This window comes from Reyranella sp. (assembly GCF_965227665.1).
Classification (GTDB): Bacteria; Pseudomonadota; Alphaproteobacteria; order Reyranellales; family Reyranellaceae; genus Reyranella.
The window spans coordinates 3,038,865-3,058,679 of record NZ_OZ245767.1 but is presented as its reverse complement, the minus strand read 5'-3'; the positions used below and the strand labels follow the sequence as shown (position 1 = coordinate 3,058,679).

Here is a 19,815-nt window from a genome sequence, read left to right as displayed (position 1 = left end):
GGGGACGACATGCTGGTTTCACGTATGATGCTCGCGTCGACGATCGCGACCGGTCTGTGGTGGCCCGGCATGGTTTACGCGCAGAACGAAGCGGGACAGCCGCCTCGGACGCTGGAACAGGCGCAGGCGCCGCGTACCGTGACCTTCAATATTCCCGCGCAGGATCTCGACACGGCGCTGACGCGACTGGCGGACCAGGCGGGTATCCGGCTGCTCGGCGCCTCGGGAGACCTGGCCGGAAAGCGCACTGGAGGCTTGTCGGGTGCCTATACCGTGGCGCAGGCGCTCAACGCCTTGCTGGGGGGGTCCGGCGTAGGTTGGCGCTTCAGCGAGGCCAATACGGTGGTCCTCGAGAAACACGGCGGTGGCGGCGCGCAGGCGCCCGGTGCCCTGCAACTCGACCCGGTACAGGTGCAGGGCATGTTCCCGGTGCCGTCGCAGGCGATGATCGACAATGTCCCGCCGCCCTATGCCGGCGGGCAGGTCGCCACGGGTGGGCAACTCGGCGTGCTGGGCAATCGCGACGTGATGGACACGCCCTTCAACCAGACCAGCTTCACGGCGAAGAAGGCGCAGGACCAGCAGGCGCGGTCGGTACGCGAGGTCCTGGTCGACGATCCTTCCGTTCGTTTCTATGTGCCGGACGGGGGGGCTGGCGCCGAGCTCATCAACATTCGCGGCTTCAACATCCAGAACAATGCCTGGACCTATGGCGGCCTGTTCGGGCTGTTGCCGACCTATTCTGTGATGCCGGAGATGGCCGAACGCATCGAGGTCCTGAAGGGGCCGAGCGCGATGTTGAATGGCATGTCCCCGTCGGGTGCGATCGGCGGCACCGTCAACATCGTCCCAAAGCGCGCCGGCGAGACGCCGCTCACCCAGGCGACGCTGAACTATATCTCGGCCGGGCAGGTTGGCGGGGCCGTGGATGTCGGCCGCCGCTTCGGCAACGATCAGCAGTTCGGCGTGCGCTTCAACGGTGTCTATCGGGGCGGCCAAACGAACGTCCAGTACAATACCGACGAGCGGCTGCTGGGGGTCCTCGGTCTCGACTATCGCGGCGATCACGTTCGGCTCTCCGCCGACCTCGGCTACCAGTACGAGTACATAACAGGCGTGGTGCCCTATCTGGGCCTCGCCGCCGGCGTGCAGCTTCCCTGGGCCCCGAACGTCCGCAACAATCCCGCGGCTCAGGCATGGAGCAACAAATGGACCAAGGATGCCTTTGCGGTCCTCCGTGCCGAAGTCGACATGCTCGAAACGGTGACGGCGTTTGCGTCGTTCGGCGTTCACGACAGCCGCTACGGCCAGCTCTACAGCACCGACATCGTCACCATCACCAACCAGAACGGCGCGGCGCGAGGATCTCAGGCCGTCCAGAATTCCTATGCCCAGATCCTGACAGGCGAAGCAGGGGTGAGGGCCCTCGCCACGACCGGTCCCATCTCGCATGAGTTCGTGTTCAGCGGGTCGATCTACGAATCGGCGAGCGGTATCGCGTCCGTGGTCGGCGCGGCCTACAACACCAACATATACAATCCGATATACGTGGCGCCGGCCGGTCTCGCCAATCCCGCCGCCAACAAGTCCGCGACGCAAAGCCTGCAGAGCCTGGTGATTGCCGACACCCTGTCTGCCGTAGACAAGCGCATCCAGCTCACCCTGGGCGCGCGCCTGCAGCAGGTGGGGGCCTCGAACTTCAACGTCATCACCGGTGCTCGCACGAGCAGCTATGAGCAGACCGCACTCAGCCCGTCCGTCGCGCTCGTCTTCAAGCCCTGGAAGAACATCTCGTTGTACGGCAACTTCATCCAGGGGCTGCAACAGGGAACGACCGTCGGCACTGCTTTCGCAAACGCCGGTGAGGTATTCCCGCCGTACAAGTCGACCCAGTACGAAGTCGGCGTGAAGGCCGACTGGGGCAAGTTCACCACGACGGCCAGTCTCTTCCAGATCACCCAGCCGAGCATCCTGACGAACACCGTCACCAATACCCAGTTCCTGGGTGGGGAGCAGAGGAATCAGGGCCTTGAGCTGAACGTCTTCGGCGAACCTCTGCCCGGCGTTCGCCTGCTGGGTGGGGCGATGTTCCTCAATGCCCTGCTGACCAAGACACAGGGTGGCGCAACCGACGGCTGGACGGCACCCTTCTCGCCGAACCTCCAGCTCAGGGCGAGTGCCGAATGGGATCTGCCGTTCGCGCGTGGTCTCACCGTGAACGGCCGCGTCGTTTACACCGGCTCCCAATACATCGACACGACCCTGCCGCGACGCAGCCTGCCGGATTGGACTCGCTTCGACATTGGCGCGCGCTACGTCTTCGATACCGACAACAGCCCGACGGGCAATCCGGTAGCGATCCGCTTCAACGTCGAGAATCTGTTCGACAACAACTACTGGGCGGGAGGGTCCGGCGCCACGACGCTGTTCCTCGGGGCACCGCGGACCTTCCGTCTGGCGTTGACCGCGGACTTCTGAGGCCTTCGCCGTATTGCGGTTGACGCAGATGGAGCAGACGTTCCGGGGGGCGATGGGCTGGCTTCACACCTGGACCGGTGTGGTGCTGGGGGGGCTGCTGTTCGCCATCTTCTGGATGGGCACGCTGAGTGTCTTCGATCGCGAGATCGACCGATGGATGATGCCCGCGACGCGGCTGGCGCTGCCGGAGCATCCCCTCCCGCTCGATACGCTTCAGCCCCTGATCCAGGAGTCGGCTGCAGCGCGCGCGTCCTTCTGGTCCGTCCTGTTGCCGACCGACCGGATGCCAATGTTTCGCGTGGCATGGCGCACGCCGTCAGGACCGGTCGTGCGCTATCTCGATCCCGTCACGGGCGCTTCGTTACCCGATCCGGGCACGCTGGCCGGGACCCAGTTCCTCTATCCGTTCCACTACAATCTGCACATTCGCTTCGCCCAGCTCGGCTCCTGGCTGGTGGGATTTGCCGGGATGGCAATGTTGGCCCTGTGTGTGTCGGGCGTGGTCATCCATCGCAAGCTCTTCGCCGACTTCTTTGCGTTCCGGATCGACAGGAAACCGCGCCGCTCGATCCTCGACCTGCATAATGTCGCCGGCGTGCTCGGCCTGCCGTTCCACATCGCCATTACCCTGTCTGGCCTGATCATCTTTTATTCGGTCTATTTTGCCGCGGTATGGCAGGTCGCATATCAGGGCGACTGGCGCGCCTTTGGCGCGGAGGCCTTCGACCTGTTCGATCGCGCGAAGGCGAACAAGCCCGGCACGCTCGCGTCCCTGGACGAGATGGTCACGCGGGCTCGTGAAGGCTGGGAAGGCGACGTGCCGCGCTTCGTGACCGTGCGCAATCCTGGCGATGCAGCGGCGGTTGTGCAGGTGAGCCGCGCGAACGACGACCGCGTACGCGCCGCGGCCGATGTGGCATCCTTCGACGCGACGACGGGCCAACTGCTGCACCAGCGGCTGGGCGCGCAGCCGGTGGTGACGGCCTCGCGGTTCATCTCCGGGTTCCATCTCATCCAGTTCCGCCACTGGACTTTGCGCTGGCTCTACTTCGGGCTCGGCTTGCTGGGATGCGTCCTGATCGCCACAGGCGCCTTGTTCTGGCTGGAATCGCGCCGCCGCCGGCATGCGCATCTGGGGTTGCGCGGTGTGCGCATCGTGGAAGGACTGACGGTCGGCTCCGTGGCCGGTATTCACGTCGCGACGCTTGCGTTCTTCGTGGTCAATCGCCTGCTGCCGCCGGGTGCGGCGTTCCTGGGCCACGGGCGCGCCGCGCTGGAGATCTGGACCTTCTATCTCGTGTGGCTGGCAACCTTCGCCCATGCCTGGTCACGGCCGGGGCACGCCTGGGTCGAGCAGCTGGGCATGATCGCGACCTTGGCCCCGGCCGCCGTGCTGCTGAACTGGATGACCACCGGCCACCATCTCGGCCACACCCTCGGTCTGCGCCATCTCTGGCCCGTGGGCGGCATGGACCTGATGCTGCTGCTGGTCGCCGCGCTGGCGAGCGGCGCGGCGCTCCAGCTCCGGCGGCGAAAGCCGGCCGCCTAGCCGCGTGACTTCAGCGCTTCGCGATCTCGACGTTCCAGAACACGGTCGTCGAAGGTGGGCGGATCCAGCCCTTCGTGCGGGCGCTGACGGCCGAGGCGCTGTACCATTCGCCGAGCGGATAGTGCGTCCCCACCTGCAGGGCGCGCTCCTGGATCTCCTCGGCGATGGCCTTGCGCTTTGCCGCCTCCGGTTCCAGCGCATAGGCCTCGCGCATTGCCTCGATCCGCTCGTCGCACGACCACCCGGCGGAGGCCTTGTCGCAGGCCGAGTTCAGGAACAGCGACGTGATGGGGTTCGCAACGTCGATGACCCCGATGCTCGACAGGGTGATGTTCCAGCCACGGTCTTCAGGCGGCTCCTTGCGCATGACGCGCGCGAGATGCGTCTGCCAGTCGGCGGGACGCATGTCGACCTTGAAGCCGACCCGCTCGAGCTGTGCCTTGGCGACGGGGCCGAGAGCGACCAGGGAGGCGAGGTCGGTCACCTGCAGCAGCACGATCGGCCGGCCGTCGTAGCCCGCTTCCTTTAGAAGCGCCTTGGCCTTCTCGACGTTGCCCTCGAGCAGACCCGATGTGCCCTTGTCCGACGCGAGCGGCGTGCCGCAGCCATAGTAGGTCTTGCAGAGGCGCCAGTACTTGGGATCGCCGACGGCGGCGTCCAGGAATTCCTTCTGGTCGATGGCATAGCCCAGCGCGAGCCGCATGCGAGGGTCGTTGAACGGCGGATGGAGCCAGTTCGGCCGCAGCGTGTACTGACTGGCATAGGCGCCGCGCTGTACCGAGATGCCGCGCCGCTTCTCGACCAGCGGCAGCAGATCGTGCGCCACCGATTCGAGTGCATCGACCTCGCCGTTCTCCAGCGCATTCACCGCGGTCTGCGGATCGGCGATCGACACCCATTCGACGCGATCGACCTTGGCGACCTTGCCGCCCGCATAATTGGCAGGCGGCTCGCTGCGCGGCGCATAGTTGGGATTCTTCACGTACACCACGCGGTCGCCGGGCCGCCATTCGTCGGCCTTGAACATGAACGGGCCGGAGCCGGTCGGATCCTTGATCTGCTGGGTCGCCGGCGCGTCGGCCACACGCTTGGGCATCATGAAGGGCACGACCCCGGCCGGCTTGGCGAGCGACTCGATCACCAGGCCGTAGGGCCGGGCGAGTTCGAGGCGGATCGTCTTCGCGTCGGGCGCACTGAGATCCTTGACGTTGGCCATGAGCTTCAGGCCCACCGGGTCGCGGCTGCCCCAGCGCTTGAGCGAGGCGACACAGTCCTCGGCGGTGACCGGCGTGCCGTCGTGCCACTTCAGCCCGTCGCGCAGGGTGAAGCTGTAGACCAGACCGGCCGGATCGACGCTCCAGTTCCCCACCATCTGCGGCTGCGGCTTGAGATCGCCGTCGAGGCCGAACAGCGTGTCGTAGACCAGGTAGCCGTGGGTGCGGCTGATCTGCGCCGACGCCCAGATCGGATCGAGGATCTTGAGGTCGGAGTGCATGACGATCTTCAGTGTCGATTGCGCAGCGGCGGGCATCGCGAGCGCGAGACCGGCGACGGCACCCAGCAGGGCCTTGAAGTTCATGGTTCCTCCCTAGATTTGTTCGTTTGCGAGCCCGTTGATCGTCTGCAGGGCCTGGGCCCTGAACTGGCCGAGGATCATGCCCTTCCAGTCGTCGGCATCGACGTAGAAGGCGTCGCGCACCGCCCGCCTGATTTCCGTCACGAGAGGCGCTGGCGCATCGGGATGCCCCGCCAGCCAGGCCTCGCCGCGCAGCGCGTGACGCACGACGGGATTGGGCACCGTGCCATATTCCAGCGTGCTGGGCGTGATCGCCGCGCCGGGACATTCCTCCGGTGCGCAGCCCGTGATGTGCCCGATCGTGCGTGGCGATACCGACTCGGTCGCCGTGCTGACAATCAGGTCGCTGCCCCACCAGGCTTTCGCGCGTTTGGTGGTTTCCTCGGAATGGCGACCGAAGATCTTCTCCCCGTGGCCGTAGGGGCCCAGTCCGGTGTGGACGTCGATCCAGGCGATGTGGCGCTTGGTCGTCCCGTGGGTGCGCAGGATCGAGCGGATGGTGGCGTTGCTCCAGGCGGGCGCGGTGCCGCAGTAGAAAAGCCCGTCGGAATGTCTGGCCTGTCCGCTGGAAATACCAGGATTGCGCTGCCCGGCAAGACGCGCCATCGCGGCGGTCAGACGCTCCTCGTTGTCGGCGGACGGCGGCCAGGTCGCCGGCACCAGCCGGTCGTGGATCTGCTCGTAGACCGGGTTGTCGGGATAGGGTTGGGAGAAGTCTCCGAAGTTGCGGTTGAGGTCGATATTGTCTTCGTTCGTCCGCTTCAGGTGCGAGAAGCCGTACGGATTCACGGCATGGATCAGGAGCAGCGCGATCCCGCGGCTCGTGGCCCGCTTCGCCAGCTCGTCGTTCAGCAGCGCGAGCTGGCAGGCCGAGCCGGCAAAGCCCTCGGGGCCGTGCGTGCCCGAGCTCACGATGAACAGTTTGTTCGCATCCGCCGACCCCAGCAGCGCGGTATCGGTGGCGATTTCCTCATCCGCCGCGCCCTTTGACGGATGGATGTGATTCTGGACGCTGGCGCCGGCTTTGGCGGAGGCATCGAGGAAACGCTGGCGCGCTTCGTCGTAATCAGCGGAAAAGAACGAGGCGCTCATCTGACCTTCTCGTCGATGTAATCCAGGGTGCGGAAGGCGCCGCCGATCACCGGCAGGAACCAGGGCTTGCCGGAGTAGAGCGGAATGGGCGGCAGCTCCGTCCCGGCGAAGGGCACCTTGCCACGCAGGCGCCCGGCGATCGATTGCCCCATCGCATTGCCGAGGAACGGCATCATCGACACGCCCGAGCCGTTGCAGCCCAGCACGAAGTGGAGCCCGTCGAGTTCGCCGGCATGGGGCAGCGCGTCGTAGGTGAAGGCGACGTTGCCTTGCCAGGTGTGGGTGACCTTGACGTCCGCGAGCTGCGGCAGTCGTTCGACGAGCGCCTGGTGGAGGAGCCGGGCGCGGAGTTCGGCGTCGATCTCGGTGAAGCGGGCGCGGCCGCCGAAGATCACGCGCTTTCCGTCGGGCGAGATCCGGTAGTAGTGCAGCACGCGCCGCGTCTCCGAGAAGGTGCGCCCCTTCGGGCAGATCTCGCGAATCAGGTCCGCCGGCAGTTCTTCGGTGGCAATGATGTGGCTCGCGATGGGCACCAGCCGCTTCTGCAGGCGGGGCGTGACGCCCGACGTGTAGCCGTTGGTGGCGACGACGACGTGGCGCGCCCGGACCTCGCCCATGCTGGTGCTGACCCGCCAACCCTCGCCGTCGCGGGCGAGGCCGGTGGCGCGGCAATGGCCGGCCAGGATCACCGAATTACGGCGGCGCACTGCCGCCAGCAGGCCGCCATAGAACAGGGCGGGATGCAGCTTGCCCGCGCTCTCGAAGACCATGCCGCCATGATAGAAGTCGCTGCCGATCTCCTCGCGCTGCTCCTCGCGGGTGATCAGGCGGCAGTCGGTGGCGCCGCCATCGCGCAGCTTGGCGAAGCGCGTGCGCAGGCCTTCGTAATGCGAGGCGGCGCAGGCCCCGAGGAAACGGCCGCGCTGCTCGAGGTGGCAGTCGATCCCCTCCTGTTCGACCAGGTCGATCAGCGCGCGATAGGCGTCGATCGCCCAGCCCACCACGTCGCGCACCAGTTCGGGCGAGTAGTCGAGCGTGCGGCCGGTGAAGCTCTTGCCGATCGACAGGCCGGCGCTGAGCGCGCCGCCACTGCGTGTCGAGGCGCCGGCGCCGAACTCGTCGGCTTCGAGCACCACGCTCTGGACGCCGCCATCGGCCAGCGCGCGCGCCGTCGCGAGGCCGGCATAGCCGCCGCCGACGACCACGACGTCGGTGCGCACGGGCAGCGACGGCGCCGTGATGGCTTGCGGACGGAAGGCCTGCCACCAGTAGGGCTCGTCCTTGAAGTCGCTGGAGAAAATCGACTGGTTAACCGCAGGCATGACGGGGCTCACAGGCAAAAACGTTGACAGGAATGAGTAAGGGCTTGAGCCGCGGGGCGGTCAAAGTCATTGTCCGACGGGGTTAAGTCGCCGAGGTTATGATGATCACGTCGCGCCAGCTCGAAGCCTTTCGCGCCATCATGGCGCACGGAACGGTGACCGCGGCCGCGGAGCGTCTGGGTGTCTCGCAGCCGGCAGTGAGCAAGATCCTGGCGGGGCTGGAGCACGAGATCGGCTATCCGCTCTTCACCCGAATCAAGCGACGCCTGGCGCCGACGAGCGAGGCCCGGCTTCTCGAACAGGAAGTGACCCGGCTCTATCACAGCCTCGAGCGCGTGACGGAAGTGGCGCGCGAGATCCGGGAACGGCAGATCGGCGACCTGCTGATCTATTCGACTCCGGCACTCGGCCGCAGTGTCCTGCCGGACGTCATGGCCACCTTCATGAAACGGCACGCCAAGGCGCACATCGTCTTCCAGGTCCGCAGTTCGACCTACATCAACCAGAAGATGATCGACCAGCAGATCGACCTCGGCTTCTCGATGATGCCGTTCGAGCATCCCTCGATGGTGACGGAGGAGCTCAGTCGGGCGACGGCGGTCTGCGTGCTGCCGGGCGGCCATCGGCTGGCGCGGCGCAAGGTGATCAGGCCTGTCGACCTGCGCGGCGAACGCTTCCTGTCCTTCCCGCTCGACGGCCGCATGCGCCATCTGATCGATGCCGCCTTCGAGCAGGAGCGGATCGAGCGGCAACTGCAGATCGACGTCTATTCCTCCGCAGACGCCTGCGCACTCGCCGCGCGCGGCCTCGGCGTCTCGATCGTCGATCCGTTCACCGCCCGGGACTATCTCGGCGCCGGCATCGCCGTCGTGCCGTTCGAGCCGCGCATCCGCTATCTCTTTCGCGCCATGCGGCCGCGCCATCGCAAGCCCTCGCGCCTGGCCGACGCGTTCCTCGATGCCGTGAAGGCCCACATGAAGGCGAAGGGGTGGTAGGCCCGAGCGAAGCTCGGGCCCCTGAGCGACAGGACATTGCTTGCAATGTCCGAGAGCGCCGAAGGACGAACGATCGATCTGACTCCTCCGTCGGCGTAGAATACCGACACCTCCCCATATGGATGGGAAGGCTAATGATTCCCGAAAGCTAGGCCGGGTCATGGGCCACGAAGAATTCGAGGCCGATCAGCCGTTCCAGCAGCATGACCACCACCAGCGTCACCACGACGGTCGCGGTCGAGATGGCCGCCAGCACCGGCGAGGCATTCTCCTGGATGAACGCATAGATCTGGACGGGCAGGGTCGTGACCTGCGGCCCGGTGAGGAACATCGTGATCGTCACCTCGTCGAAGGAGATGATGAACGAGAAGAGCAGCGCGGTGACGAGGCCCGAACGGGCGAGCGGCAGGGCGATGCCGAGGGCGATGCGGCGCTCGTCGGCGCCCAGCAGCGAGGCGGCCTCGACGATCTCGCCGTCGATGCGCTGCAGGGCGACCACGATCGGCCGCCAGGCGAAGGGCAGGGTGCAGACGATATGGGCGATCACGATGCCGGTCGCCGAGCCGAGATAGCCCGCCATCGCCAGCACGTTGACGAGAGCGACGCCCAAGGCGGCATGCGGGAAGAAGAGCGGCGACATGATCGCGAGCTCGAAGGCCGCCAGCCAGCGCGGCCGCAGCCGGTGGCAGGCATAGGCGCCGGCGAAGGCGATGGCGGTGACGAGCACCGAGACCACCGCCGCGATCCCGAGGCTGGTGGCGAAGGCCTCGATCCAGCGCGGATCGGTGGCGGCCTCGGCATACCAGCGCAGGCTGAGTTCGCCCGGGGGGAACCGGAGATAGCCGGCGGCGGCGAACGAGGTGGTACCGATCACCACGATCGGCAGGGGCAGCAACAGCAGCAGCGCGAACGACGCGGCGCGGCCCAGTTTCACGATCGGGGTGTTCATCGGTCCGCCTTCGGCACCAACGCCGCCTCGAGCATGCGCAGGAGAGCGAGACCCAGGCCGCTCAGCAGCAGCAGGCAGATCGCCCAGGCCGACGCCTTGCTCATGTTGAAGTTGTAGACGACCTCCTGATAGATCTGCGTGCCGGCCATCTTCTGGCGGATGCCGCCCAGCAGGATCGGCGTCACGATGGCGCCCATCGAGGTCAGGAAGGTGATGCTGAGCCCCGTGAAGACCCCGGGCAGCGAGAGCGGCAGCACCACGCGACGCCAGGTCTGGAAGCCGCCGGCGCCCAGCGATTCGCTCGCCTCCTCCAGCCGGTTGTCGATCTGCAGCAGGACCGAGAGCGTGGCGATCACCGAGAAGGGCATCAGCACGTGCGTGAGGCCGATCACCACGCCGAGATCGTTGAAGATCAGCGGCAGCGGCGACTGGATGACGCCCGCCCATTTCAGCGTCTCGTTGAGGAAGCCCTTCGGGCCGAGGATCACCAGCCAGCCGTAGGTGCGCACCACGAGGCTGACCAACCACGGCACCAGCACGATCACCAGCAGCAGGTTGCGCCAGCGCGGCAGGCGCCACAGCAGCCACGCGATCGGATAGGCCAGCACGGCCGCGGCGACCGCCACGATTGCGGCGATCGACACGGTGCGCAGGAAGACGTCGTGATAGTCGGCACGTTCGAGGATCTGCCGGAAGTAGAGCAGCGAGAATCCGTCCTTGCCCCAGAAGGCATGGAAGAGGAGCAGCGCCACCGAGCCCAGGAACAGGGCGAGCACCAGCAGGGCCGGCAGCAGCAGCCAGCCCAGGCTTCGCGGAGCGGAGGTGGCGCCGCGCATCTCAGGCGCCGGCTGCGAAGCCCGGCGGGAACGCCGCCGAGGCGCCGGTCTCGACATCGAAGGCCTGGGCGAGGCTGATCAGATGCGCCTCACCATACCACGGCGCGACGAACTGGATGCCGATGGGAAGGCCCGCCTTCGAATGGCCGAAGGGGATCGAGATCGCCGGATGGCCGGTCATGTTGAACGGGATCGTGTAGGTGTACCAGGCGGAGCGCAGGTCGCCGAGCGGCTTGCCATCGACGACCAGCGGCTCGAACTGGTTCTGGCTGGCGAGCGGCGCCGGCGTGGCGACGGTCGGGGTGAGCAACAGGTCGCAGTCGGCGAACAGGCGCTGCACCGACTTGAAGGCGGTGGTGCGATCGACCAGCGCGCGGCGCAGCGCCACCACGTCGACGGCATTGCCTTCATCCAATGTCCGGGCGAAGGACGGATCGAGCTCGCCGCGACGGTTCTTCAGGATGTCGGCGAAGCGCTCGATCTGGTTGGCGCGCAGGATGATGCGCGCCACGTCGAGCTTCCAGTCGATCTCGCGCCCGTCCATTTCCTGGATGTGGGCGCCCTGCCGTTCGAGGAAGGCGATGGCCGCGTCGAGGCGGGCTTCGGTCTCGGGATCGAGATAGCCGCCGGTCATGCGGCGGATGACGGTGATGCGCCGGCCGCCGATCGGATGTTCGCCGGATTCGTCGGGCCAGGCGAAGGGCTCGCGGCCGATGGCGAGCGTCCAGGGATCGTCGCGATGGCCGCGCGACATCGAGGCGAGGCCGGCGCCGAGATCGCCCGGATGGCGCGCCATGACGCCGAGATAGGTGAGCTGGCCGAACTGGTCGGGCGGCACCTCGTGCGGCACGCGGCCCAGCGTTGCCTTCAGTCCATAGACTCCGCAGCAGGCGGCGGGAATGCGGCCCGACCCCGCGCCGTCGGTCGACATGGCGATCGGACCAAGGCCCAGCGCCACGGCAACGGCCGCGCCGCCGCTCGAACCGCCGCTCGTATGCTCGCGGTTCCACGGATTGCGCGTGATGCCGTGCAGCGGGCTGTCGGTCAGCACCTTGTGGCCGAACTCCGGCGTCGTCGTCTTGGCGAACAGGACGGCATCGGCGGCGCGCCACTGGGCGATCGCGTCGGCATCCATCGCCGGCACGTTGTCCTTCATGGTGACGGAGGCGAAGGCGGTGCGCAGGCCCTTGGTGAGAATGAGATCCTTGGCCGAGACAGGCACGGCAGCCAGCGCGCCGAAGGACCCGCCGGCCTTGCGCCGCGCATCGAGCGCGTCGGCGGCCGCGCGGGCGCCCTCGGCATCGAGCGTCGCGATCGGATTGAAGGGCTCGGCCTTCTTCGTGCGCTCCAGCAGGCCCTCGACGATGTCGCGCGCGGCAACCTTGCCGGAGGTGAAGGCTTCTACGTGGGCCGCGACGGTGCGGCCGGCGAAATCCTGTGCGGGCATTGTCTTTCTTTCAGGTTGAGGCGAAGAGCGTGAATGTGTCCGACGGAACCGAAAGGTGCGCCGTTTTTCCTTCGGCGAGTTCCGCCATGTGCGGCGTGTCGGCCATGGTCAACGCGGTGAGGGGACCCAGCGGCGTGTCGAGAACGGCCTTCACGGTGGGGCCGAGGCGATGCAAGGCCGAAACGCGACCCTCGAGCGACAGCGCACCCGCCTGGTTGGCTCCCAGCCGCACCGATTCGGGGCGGCAGGCGAGCTGGCAGGCACGGCCCACCGACGCGGTGCCGACGACGGACGCACGGGGAACGGAGATCGCCCGGCCCGCGACCGAGACCGACACCGACGTCGCATCCATCGCCTCGATGCGGCCGTCCACCATGTTGATGTCGCCGACGAAGCGCGCGACGAAGGGCGAGGCGGGGCGGCGATAGATCTCGCCGGGCGTGCCGACCTGCTGCACGTGTCCGCCATTCATCACGACGATCGTGTCGGAGAGCATCGTCGCCTCCTCCTGGTCGTGCGTGACGAACACGAAGGTCGTGGCGAGCTGGCGCTGGATCGACTTGAGTTCGACCTGCAGCTGGCGGCGAAGCTGCAGATCGAGCGCGCTCAGCGGCTCGTCGAGCAGCAGGATCGCGGGTTCGAGTGCCAGCGAGCGCGCCAGCGCCACGCGCTGCTTCTGACCGCCGGAGAGTTGTCCGATGCGCCGCCGTTCGAAGCCGGCCAGGCCCACCAGACCCAGGAAGCGCGAGACGCGGGCCGCGATCTCGGACGCGGCCGTGCCACGGATCCGCATGCCGTAGGCCACGTTCTCGAACACGTCGAGGTGGGGGAAGAGCGCCAGGTTCTGGAACACCATGCCGAGCGGGCGACGCCGCGGCGGCACGCCCTGCATGGGCGCGCCGTCGATGGCGATGGTGCCGCGGCTGGGTTCGAGGAAGCCCGCGATCAGGCGCAGCAGGGTGGTCTTGCCGCAGCCCGAGGGGCCGAGCAGGGTGACGAAGCTGCCGCCTTCGATTTCGAGATTCACCTCGTGCAGGACCGTCGCGGTGCCGAACGCCTTGCCGACACCGGTGATGGAGATCGTTCCGCGACTCACTGCTTGACGCCGGACATGAGCTTTTCGGCACGGTCGACCCGCGCCTCGTTGTGCTCCACGACGATGCGCCAGTCGGGCGAGTAGAGCGCCTTCACGATCTGGTCGTAGGGCTGACCCAGCGTCTTCTGCAGATCCTCGGGCAGCTTGACCTTGGAGTTCATCGGCAGCCAGCCGTCGAGCAGCGCGGCACGCAGCTGCGGCTCTGCGCCGGCGATGTAGTTCATCCAGACCAGCGACTTGTCGAGGTTCTTGGCGCCTTTCGGCACCACCACCACGTAGGGCAGCATCAGCGCCCCTTCCTTGGGAATCACGATGCCCACGTTGGCCGCGCCCTGGCGGCGCAGCGCCCAGACACGCGAGGCATAGAACGGAACGGCCGCGACCTCGCCGCGCGTCAGCAGCGTGTTCATGTGCGCGAGCGAGGTGTAGGTCGCCAGCACGTTCGGTACGATCTTCTCGAGCAGCTTGAAGCCCGGATCGATATCCTTCTCGCTGCCGCCCATCGCCTTGGCCATGATGACCGCATCGTAGGGCGCGAGATAGACCGGCCGGGTCAGCGACAGCTTGCCCTTCCACTTCGGGTCGGCCAGCCCTTGCCAGGAGGCGAAGTCTTCCGGCTTGGCGAGGTCGGTGTTGTAGGCGATCCCGTAGTAGGTGAAGTAGACCGGTAGACCGACGTGACGGCCGGCCTTGTCCTTGGTCAGGAACTTCGGATCGACGTCGGCGATGCCCGTGAGCTGCTTGTCGTCGAAGCTTTCGATGAGGCCCGCGTTGGACAGCGCGATCGCCTCGAAATAGGTGACCAGCGCCAGACTGTACTGGCCAGCCGCCGCCGGGGAACGCAGCGCGCCGGCGGGGTTCGGCACCTCGACCATCTTGATGGTGGAGCCGTTGCCCGGGTTGAACTGCTTGATGAAGGCCTCGCGCCAGGTGTTGGCGCCACCGCCGCCCCACACCGCCATGGTGAGTTCCTGCGCAGCAGCACTACCCGCGCCCGCACAGGCGAGAACAGCGCCGCACATCAACGCCTTCAGTCGGTTCATCATCGCTGGCCCCCGCCGTTGTCCCGTTTTGACAACGTTAGGCGCATCCTGCAGCGCGGGAGAAATTCATTCGTCCCCGCTGTTCATTCCAGAAGGTTATGGTGTTGGTTGTTGCTCCGTGCAGATACCGCTTCTACAGTCGCGGGGGGATTTCGGAGGGGACACGCCATGGATTCGAAGCGCCTGCATCGCCGCCACGCTCTCTCGCTGCTGGGAGGCGCCGCCGCGATCGGCGCCGCCGGTCCCGCCTTCGCGCAGGCCGAGCCGGCCAAGCCCGCCCAGCTCGTGGTCAATCATTCCGGCGGGTCAATGGGCTCGGCAATGCGCAAGGCCTTCTTCAATGGCTTCGAGAAAAAGTACGGAATCAAGGTCGTCGAGACGAGCCCGGTCGATTTCGGCAAGCTTCGCGCGATGGTCGATTCCGGCAACGTCGAGTGGGACCTCACCGAGATCGGCGGCCAGGATGCGATCCGGGCCGGCAAGGCCAACCTGCTGGAGAAGATCGATCCGAAGGTCGTCGACCGCTCCAAGTATCCGCCCTCGGCGCAGAATCCCTACGTCTTCGCCTCATCAGTCTATACGACCATCATCGGGTTCCGGAACGACGTGTTCAAGAACGGCAGCCAGCCCAAGAGCTGGGCCGACTGGTGGGACGTGAAGAAGTTCCCCGGCGCGCGCTCGATGCGCAACCATCCGACCGACAATCTCGAATTCGCGCTGATCGCCGACGGTGTCCCGAAGGACAAGCTCTATCCGATCGACTTTGACAGGGCGTTCAAGAAGCTCGACCAGATCAAGCCGCACATCACGGTGTGGTGGTCGACCGGTCAGCAACCGGCGCAGCTCCTGCTCGACAAGGAGGTCGTGCTGGCCACCGGTTGGAACGGCCGCTTCTACGACATCATCAAGAAGGGCGCGCCGGTCGGCATCGAATGGAACGAGGGCGCGCTGAAGCAGGGCAGCTTCGCCATCCCGCGCGGCGCCAAGAGTCCCTACTGGGCCAACAAGATGCTGGCCGAGCTCGCGGTGCCGCAGCAGCAGGCGGTCTATGCCTCCGAGCTCGGCTATCCCGGCCTCAACCTCGAATCGCTGAACTTCGTCGATCCGAAGGTGAAGCCCTTCCTGCCCACGGCCTATCTCGACCAGCAGTTCTGGGTCAGCGACGAATGGTATGCCGAGAACGGCACCAAGGCGGCCGAACTCTGGAACGCCTGGATGCTGAAGAAGGGCTGACCTCCGTTGAGTGCAAGCGGCGGATCGGCCGACCTTCTCATCGAGGGCGTTGCCCGGCGTTTCGGAGAAGTGGTCGCGCTCGACCACGTCTCCCTGCAGGTGGCTCAGGGGGAGCTGCTGACCATCCTGGGGCCGAGCGGCTCCGGGAAAACGACCTTGCTCAAGGTCGTTGCGGGCTTCGAAACACCCGACGCCGGCCGTGTGACGGTGGGCGGTGCGGACATCACCTCGCTGCCGCCGGCCAAGCGGGACATCGGCATGGTGTTCCAGAACTATGCGCTGTTCCCGCATCTCAGCGTCGCCGCCAACGTCGCCTTCCCGCTGGAGATGCGCAACGTCGCCAAGCCGGAGATCGAGCGGCGCGTCGCCGAGGCGCTGGCGATGGTCGAACTCACGGGCTACGAGGCGCGGCTGCCGCGGCAGCTGTCCGGCGGCCAGCAGCAGAGGGTGGCGCTGGCGCGCGCCATCGTCTTCAACCCGCGGCTCCTGCTGCTCGACGAGCCGTTCGGCGCGCTCGACCGCAAGCTGCGCGAGACCATGCAGCTCGAGGTGCGCCGCCTGCAGCGGCGCCTCGGCCTCACCACCATCTTCATCACCCATGACCAGGAGGAGGCGCTGGTTCTCTCCGACCGTATCGCGGTGATGAACAGGGGAGCGATGCAGCAGGTTGCCACGACGACGGAGATCTACGAGCGGCCGGCCAACGATTTCGTCGCCGACTTCGTGGGCGAGAGCAACATCTTCCACGGCACGATGAGCGGGCCGGGCACGGTCACGCTCGACGGCGGGCGCACGCTTCAGGTGCGCGGCGACAAGCCCGCTGGTGCGAAGGTCGGCGTGCTGATGCGGCCCGAACGATTTGCCCCGACAGGCGCCAACGCCTTCGCCGGAGAGGTGATCGAATCGGTCTATCTCGGCACCTCGTTCAAGCTGCGGCTGGCCTGCGAGGGCGGCCTCGAACTGCTGGTGCGTCAGCCCGCGCGCGGCGGACTGCCCGCCGCTGGCACCCGCGTGACCGTCGGCATCGAGCCCGAGTCGATCCATGTGTTCTGAGAGCAAACCCCTCCGACCTCATCCTGAGGAGCATCGCGCAGCGATGCGTCTCGAAGGATGGGCCGCAGGAACGGTGCTCGTTCCCATCCTTCGAGACGGCGCTGCGCGCCTCCTCAGGATGAGGCTTGTTTCGTGAAGTCCCGCGGTCTTCTCCCCGCGCTGCCGGCGCTGATCCTGCTCTTCGTCTTCTTCCTGTTCCCGGTCGTGCGCATGTTGGGCTTCAGCCTCGAGGGCGGGTCGCTCGACTGGTACGCCAAGGCGCTGGGCGAGGGGCTTTACCTCCGCGTCTTCTGGAACACGTTCGAGATCGCGCTGCTCGTCACCTTTTTCTGCCTTCTGCTGGGTTATCCGCTAGGCTTCCTGATGGCCACGACCACGCCCTTCTGGGCGACCGTGGGCTTCATCTTCGTCCTGCTCCCGCTGTGGACCTCGGTGCTGGTGCGCACCTATGCCTGGATGGTGCTGCTCGGCCGCAACGGCGTGTTCAATCGCACGCTGATCGAAGCGGGCCTCATCAGCGATCCGATTCCGCTGCTGCACAATTTCACCGGCGTGCTGATCGGCATGGTGCACGTGCTGCTGCCCTACATGGTGCTGCCGATCTACGGCGCGGTCCGGAAAGTCGATCCCGCCATCCCCGCCGCCGCGGCCGGCCTGGGGGCGTCGAGCTTCGGCATCTTCCGGCGCATCTACCTGCCACTCACCCTGAACGGCATCTTCGCGGGCTCGGTGCTGGTGTTCGTGTTGTCGCTGGGCTTCTTCATCACCCCGGCGCTGCTGGGCGGCGGCCGGGTGATGATGATCGCCGTCCTGATCGAGCAGCAGGTGCGCGAGGCGCTGAACTGGCCGTTTGCCGCCGCTCTCTCGGCGGTGCTGCTGGTCTTCACCTTCGCCGTCTATGCGCTCGCCCAGCGCTTCACGCGGACGGAGGCGGCGCGATGACTCGCAGTCCGAGCCGGCGCCTTCTCGTCATTTCGTGTGGGCTCATCTACTTCTTCCTGATGCTGCCGCTGCTGGTCGTCTTCCCGATCTCGCTGTCGTCGGCGCCCTACATGCAGTTCCCGCCGCCGGGCCTGTCGTGGCAGTGGTACGAGCGCTATCTCGACGATCCGCAATGGATCGACGCGACCTGGCGCTCGCTCTACATCGGCAGCGCGACGGCGGTCTTCGCCCTCATGCTGGGCGTACCGCTGGCCTTCGCCCTGGTGCGCGGGAAATTCTTCGGCCGCATCCTGATCGACCGGCTGGCGCTCGCGCCCGTGATCGTGCCGACGATCATTCTTTCCGTGGCGGTCTATGGCCTGTTCGCCAAGCTGAAGCTGATCGGCTCCTGGTACGGGCTGGTGATAGCCCACACGGTGCTGGCGCTCCCCTTCGTGGTGCTGGTGCTCGGGGCCGGCCTGCGCGACTTCGACCGCTCGCTCGAACAGGCGGCCGAGGGGCTGGGCGCCAGCCGCTGGCGCACGCTCTCGCGGGTCACCCTGCCGCTGCTGCGCCCCAGCCTCGTCTCGGCCGGGCTGCTGGCCTTCATCTCCTCGTTCGACGAGGTCGTGGTGGCGCTGTTCCTGGCCGGCGCGAACATGACGCTGCCCAAGAAGATGTTCGACAACATCATGATGGAGATCGACCCGACCATCGCCGCCGTGTCGGTGATGCAGATCCTTCTGGTGTCGGTCGTGCTGGTGCTGATCGGCCGCTTCGGCCGGGGCCTCAAGGATAGTGCGCGTTAGGAGAGTTCGATGGCCGACAGCGTCTTCCACAAGGATTTCAAGGCGACGCCCTGGTGGTGGGAGTGGTGGCATCCCTCCAACGAGCTGAGCCAGGATCCGCCGCTCAAGACCGATGTGCTGGTGGTCGGCGCCGGCTATGGCGGCCTGTCGACCGGGCTCGAGCTGGCGCGGTCGGGCGTCGACGTGACGGTGCTGGAGCGCGGCGATTTCGGCGTCGGCGCCTCGACCCGCAACGGCGGCGGCGTCAGCGGCGGCACGACCATGGGCAAGGGCTTCTCCGGCAAGGGCGTCGGTGGCGACCCCGAGGCGTGGAAGAAGGTGATGGCGCGCATGCTGAGCGACGCCGCCGATTCGCTGAGCCAGGTCGAGACCGTGATCCAGCGCGAAGGCATCGAATGCCATTGGCGCATGAACGGCCGCTTCAGCGGCGCCTACACGCCGCGCCACTTCGCCGAGCAGCAGGCCAAGGTCGCGACCTACAACGAGCAGGCGGCGCTGGGCACCTACATGATCCCGCGTGAGCGCCAGCGCGAGGAGATCGCGTCCGACTATTACTATGGCGGCATGGTCGTGGAACGCACCGGCCAGCTTCATCCCGCGCTCTACTACGGCGGCCTGCTGAAGGCCGCGCACCGCGCCGGTGCCAAGCTGTGCGCCAACTGCGATGCCGAGAAGATCGAACGCAAGCCCGGCGGCTTCCGCGTGCTGACCAGCAAGGGCCCGATCGAGGCGCGCGAGGTGGTGATCGCGACCAACGGCTACACGACCGAACTCACGCCGACCCTGCGGCGCAAGCTGGTGCCGGTCGCCAGCCACATCATCGCGACCGAGGAACTGCCCGAGGATCTGGTCCAGAGCCTTATCCCGAAGAACCGCGTCGTCTCCGACACCAAGCGGGTGCTCTGCTACTACCGCCAGTCGCCCGACAACAAGCGCGTGATCTTCGGCGGCCGCGCCCGCTTCACCCAGGTGACGCCCGAGGTCAGCGCGCCGGTGCTGCACGGCTACATGCTGGAGCGCTGGCCGCAGCTCAAGGGCGTGAAGGTGACGCACGCCTGGACCGGCAACGTGGCCTTCGCCTTCGACTTCCTGCCGCACATGGGCATGGAGCAGGGCATGCACTATCTGATGGCCTGCAACGGCTCGGGCGTCGCCATGATGTCCTATCTCGGCTACCAGACGGCGCGGAAGATCGCCGGCGGCTCGAACGCGCCCGTGAACGCCTTCGACGGCCAGGATTTCCCGACCGTGCCCTTCTACAGCGGCAACCCCGAATGGGTCCTGCCCTTCGTCGGCGCCTGGTACCGCACCCGCGACTGGTGGGACCGGGTGAGGGCTTAAAGCAGTTCAAACAAATATGACCTCACCCTGAGGAGCACCGCGTAGCGGTGCGTCTCGAAGGGTGGGCACGAGCAC

The 19,815-nt window shown here is 66.8% G+C and carries 16 protein-coding genes; 8 read left to right on the top strand and 8 right to left on the bottom strand.

The features are described from left to right. The first annotated feature begins 9 nt into the window (after window positions 1-9). Both ACO07I_RS14760 and ACO07I_RS14755 read left to right on the top strand, forming a co-directional pair. Window positions 10-2,478 carry a TonB-dependent siderophore receptor gene (locus ACO07I_RS14760; RefSeq protein ID WP_422008860.1) on the top strand — a complete coding sequence of 823 codons (2,469 nt, stop codon included), beginning with the start codon at window positions 10-12 and terminating at the stop codon, window positions 2,476-2,478. A gap of 28 nt (window positions 2,479-2,506) precedes the next feature. Continuing rightward, window positions 2,507-4,027: a PepSY-associated TM helix domain-containing protein gene (locus ACO07I_RS14755; protein WP_422008858.1), complete on the top strand. Its 1,521-nt coding sequence runs from the start codon at window positions 2,507-2,509 to the stop codon at window positions 4,025-4,027. Window positions 4,028-4,037: 10 nt separating this feature from the next. On the opposite strand, the gene ACO07I_RS14750 is transcribed toward ACO07I_RS14755, so the two are convergent. Genes ACO07I_RS14750 through ACO07I_RS14740 form a run of 3 tightly spaced genes read right to left on the bottom strand, consistent with a single transcriptional unit; the run spans window position 4,038 to window position 8,017 of the window. Continuing rightward, the gene (locus ACO07I_RS14750; protein ID WP_422008856.1) at window positions 4,038-5,606 is read right to left on the bottom strand and encodes an ABC transporter substrate-binding protein; all 1,569 of its coding nucleotides are present in this window, start codon (window positions 5,604-5,606) and stop codon (window positions 4,038-4,040) included. A 9-nt stretch (window positions 5,607-5,615) separates the two neighbouring features. After that, a complete protein-coding gene (locus tag ACO07I_RS14745) occupies window positions 5,616-6,695 on the bottom strand; it encodes a M14 family metallopeptidase (protein ID WP_422008854.1) in 1,080 nt (359 codons plus the stop codon). Further along, window positions 6,692-8,017 carry an NAD(P)/FAD-dependent oxidoreductase gene (locus ACO07I_RS14740; RefSeq protein WP_422008852.1) on the bottom strand — a complete coding sequence of 442 codons (1,326 nt, stop codon included), beginning with the start codon at window positions 8,015-8,017 and terminating at the stop codon, window positions 6,692-6,694. The genes ACO07I_RS14745 and ACO07I_RS14740 overlap by 4 nt, the downstream gene beginning before the upstream one ends. Window positions 8,018-8,118: 101 nt before the next feature. On the opposite strand from ACO07I_RS14740, the gene ACO07I_RS14735 reads away from it, so the two are divergent. Next, entirely contained in the window at window positions 8,119-9,012 is an 894-nt protein-coding gene (locus ACO07I_RS14735) for a LysR substrate-binding domain-containing protein (protein ID WP_422008850.1), read from the top strand. Between the two features lie 148 nt (window positions 9,013-9,160). Here the strand turns inward: ACO07I_RS14735 and ACO07I_RS14730 are convergent, their stop codons facing one another. Genes ACO07I_RS14730 through ACO07I_RS14710 form a run of 5 tightly spaced genes read right to left on the bottom strand, consistent with a single transcriptional unit; the run spans window position 9,161 to window position 14,386 of the window. Next, a complete protein-coding gene (locus ACO07I_RS14730) occupies window positions 9,161-9,961 on the bottom strand; it encodes an ABC transporter permease (protein ID WP_422008848.1) in 801 nt (266 codons plus the stop codon). Then, the gene (locus ACO07I_RS14725) at window positions 9,958-10,797 is read right to left on the bottom strand and encodes an ABC transporter permease (protein WP_422008846.1); all 840 of its coding nucleotides are present in this window, start codon (window positions 10,795-10,797) and stop codon (window positions 9,958-9,960) included. The genes ACO07I_RS14730 and ACO07I_RS14725 overlap by 4 nt, the downstream gene beginning before the upstream one ends. A gap of 1 nt (window position 10,798) precedes the next feature. Next, the gene (locus tag ACO07I_RS14720; protein WP_422008845.1) at window positions 10,799-12,244 is read right to left on the bottom strand and encodes an amidase; all 1,446 of its coding nucleotides are present in this window, start codon (window positions 12,242-12,244) and stop codon (window positions 10,799-10,801) included. Window positions 12,245-12,254: 10 nt separating this feature from the next. Next, complete coding sequence (locus ACO07I_RS14715) at window positions 12,255-13,340, bottom strand: ABC transporter ATP-binding protein (RefSeq protein ID WP_422008844.1); 1,086 nt, start codon at window positions 13,338-13,340, stop codon at window positions 12,255-12,257. Next, a complete protein-coding gene (locus ACO07I_RS14710; RefSeq protein WP_422008842.1) occupies window positions 13,337-14,386 on the bottom strand; it encodes an extracellular solute-binding protein in 1,050 nt (349 codons plus the stop codon). The genes ACO07I_RS14715 and ACO07I_RS14710 overlap by 4 nt, the downstream gene beginning before the upstream one ends. Before the next feature lie 165 nt (window positions 14,387-14,551). Between ACO07I_RS14710 and ACO07I_RS14705 the strand changes: the two genes are divergently transcribed. From ACO07I_RS14705 to ACO07I_RS14685, 5 genes are all read left to right on the top strand, one after another. Further along, a complete protein-coding gene (locus ACO07I_RS14705; RefSeq protein ID WP_422008841.1) occupies window positions 14,552-15,616 on the top strand; it encodes an ABC transporter substrate-binding protein in 1,065 nt (354 codons plus the stop codon). 6 nt (window positions 15,617-15,622) lie between these two features. Beyond that, a complete protein-coding gene (locus ACO07I_RS14700; protein ID WP_422008839.1) occupies window positions 15,623-16,669 on the top strand; it encodes an ABC transporter ATP-binding protein in 1,047 nt (348 codons plus the stop codon). Window positions 16,670-16,801: 132 nt separating this feature from the next. Then, complete coding sequence (locus tag ACO07I_RS14695) at window positions 16,802-17,611, top strand: ABC transporter permease (RefSeq protein WP_422008837.1); 810 nt, start codon at window positions 16,802-16,804, stop codon at window positions 17,609-17,611. Continuing rightward, on the top strand, window positions 17,608-18,399 hold the full coding sequence (locus ACO07I_RS14690; RefSeq protein ID WP_422008835.1) for an ABC transporter permease: 792 nt from the start codon (window positions 17,608-17,610) through the stop codon (window positions 18,397-18,399). The genes ACO07I_RS14695 and ACO07I_RS14690 overlap by 4 nt, the downstream gene beginning before the upstream one ends. Before the next feature lie 9 nt (window positions 18,400-18,408). Next, the gene (locus tag ACO07I_RS14685) at window positions 18,409-19,740 is read left to right on the top strand and encodes an NAD(P)/FAD-dependent oxidoreductase (protein WP_422008833.1); all 1,332 of its coding nucleotides are present in this window, start codon (window positions 18,409-18,411) and stop codon (window positions 19,738-19,740) included. Window positions 19,741-19,815: the final 75 nt, after the last annotated feature.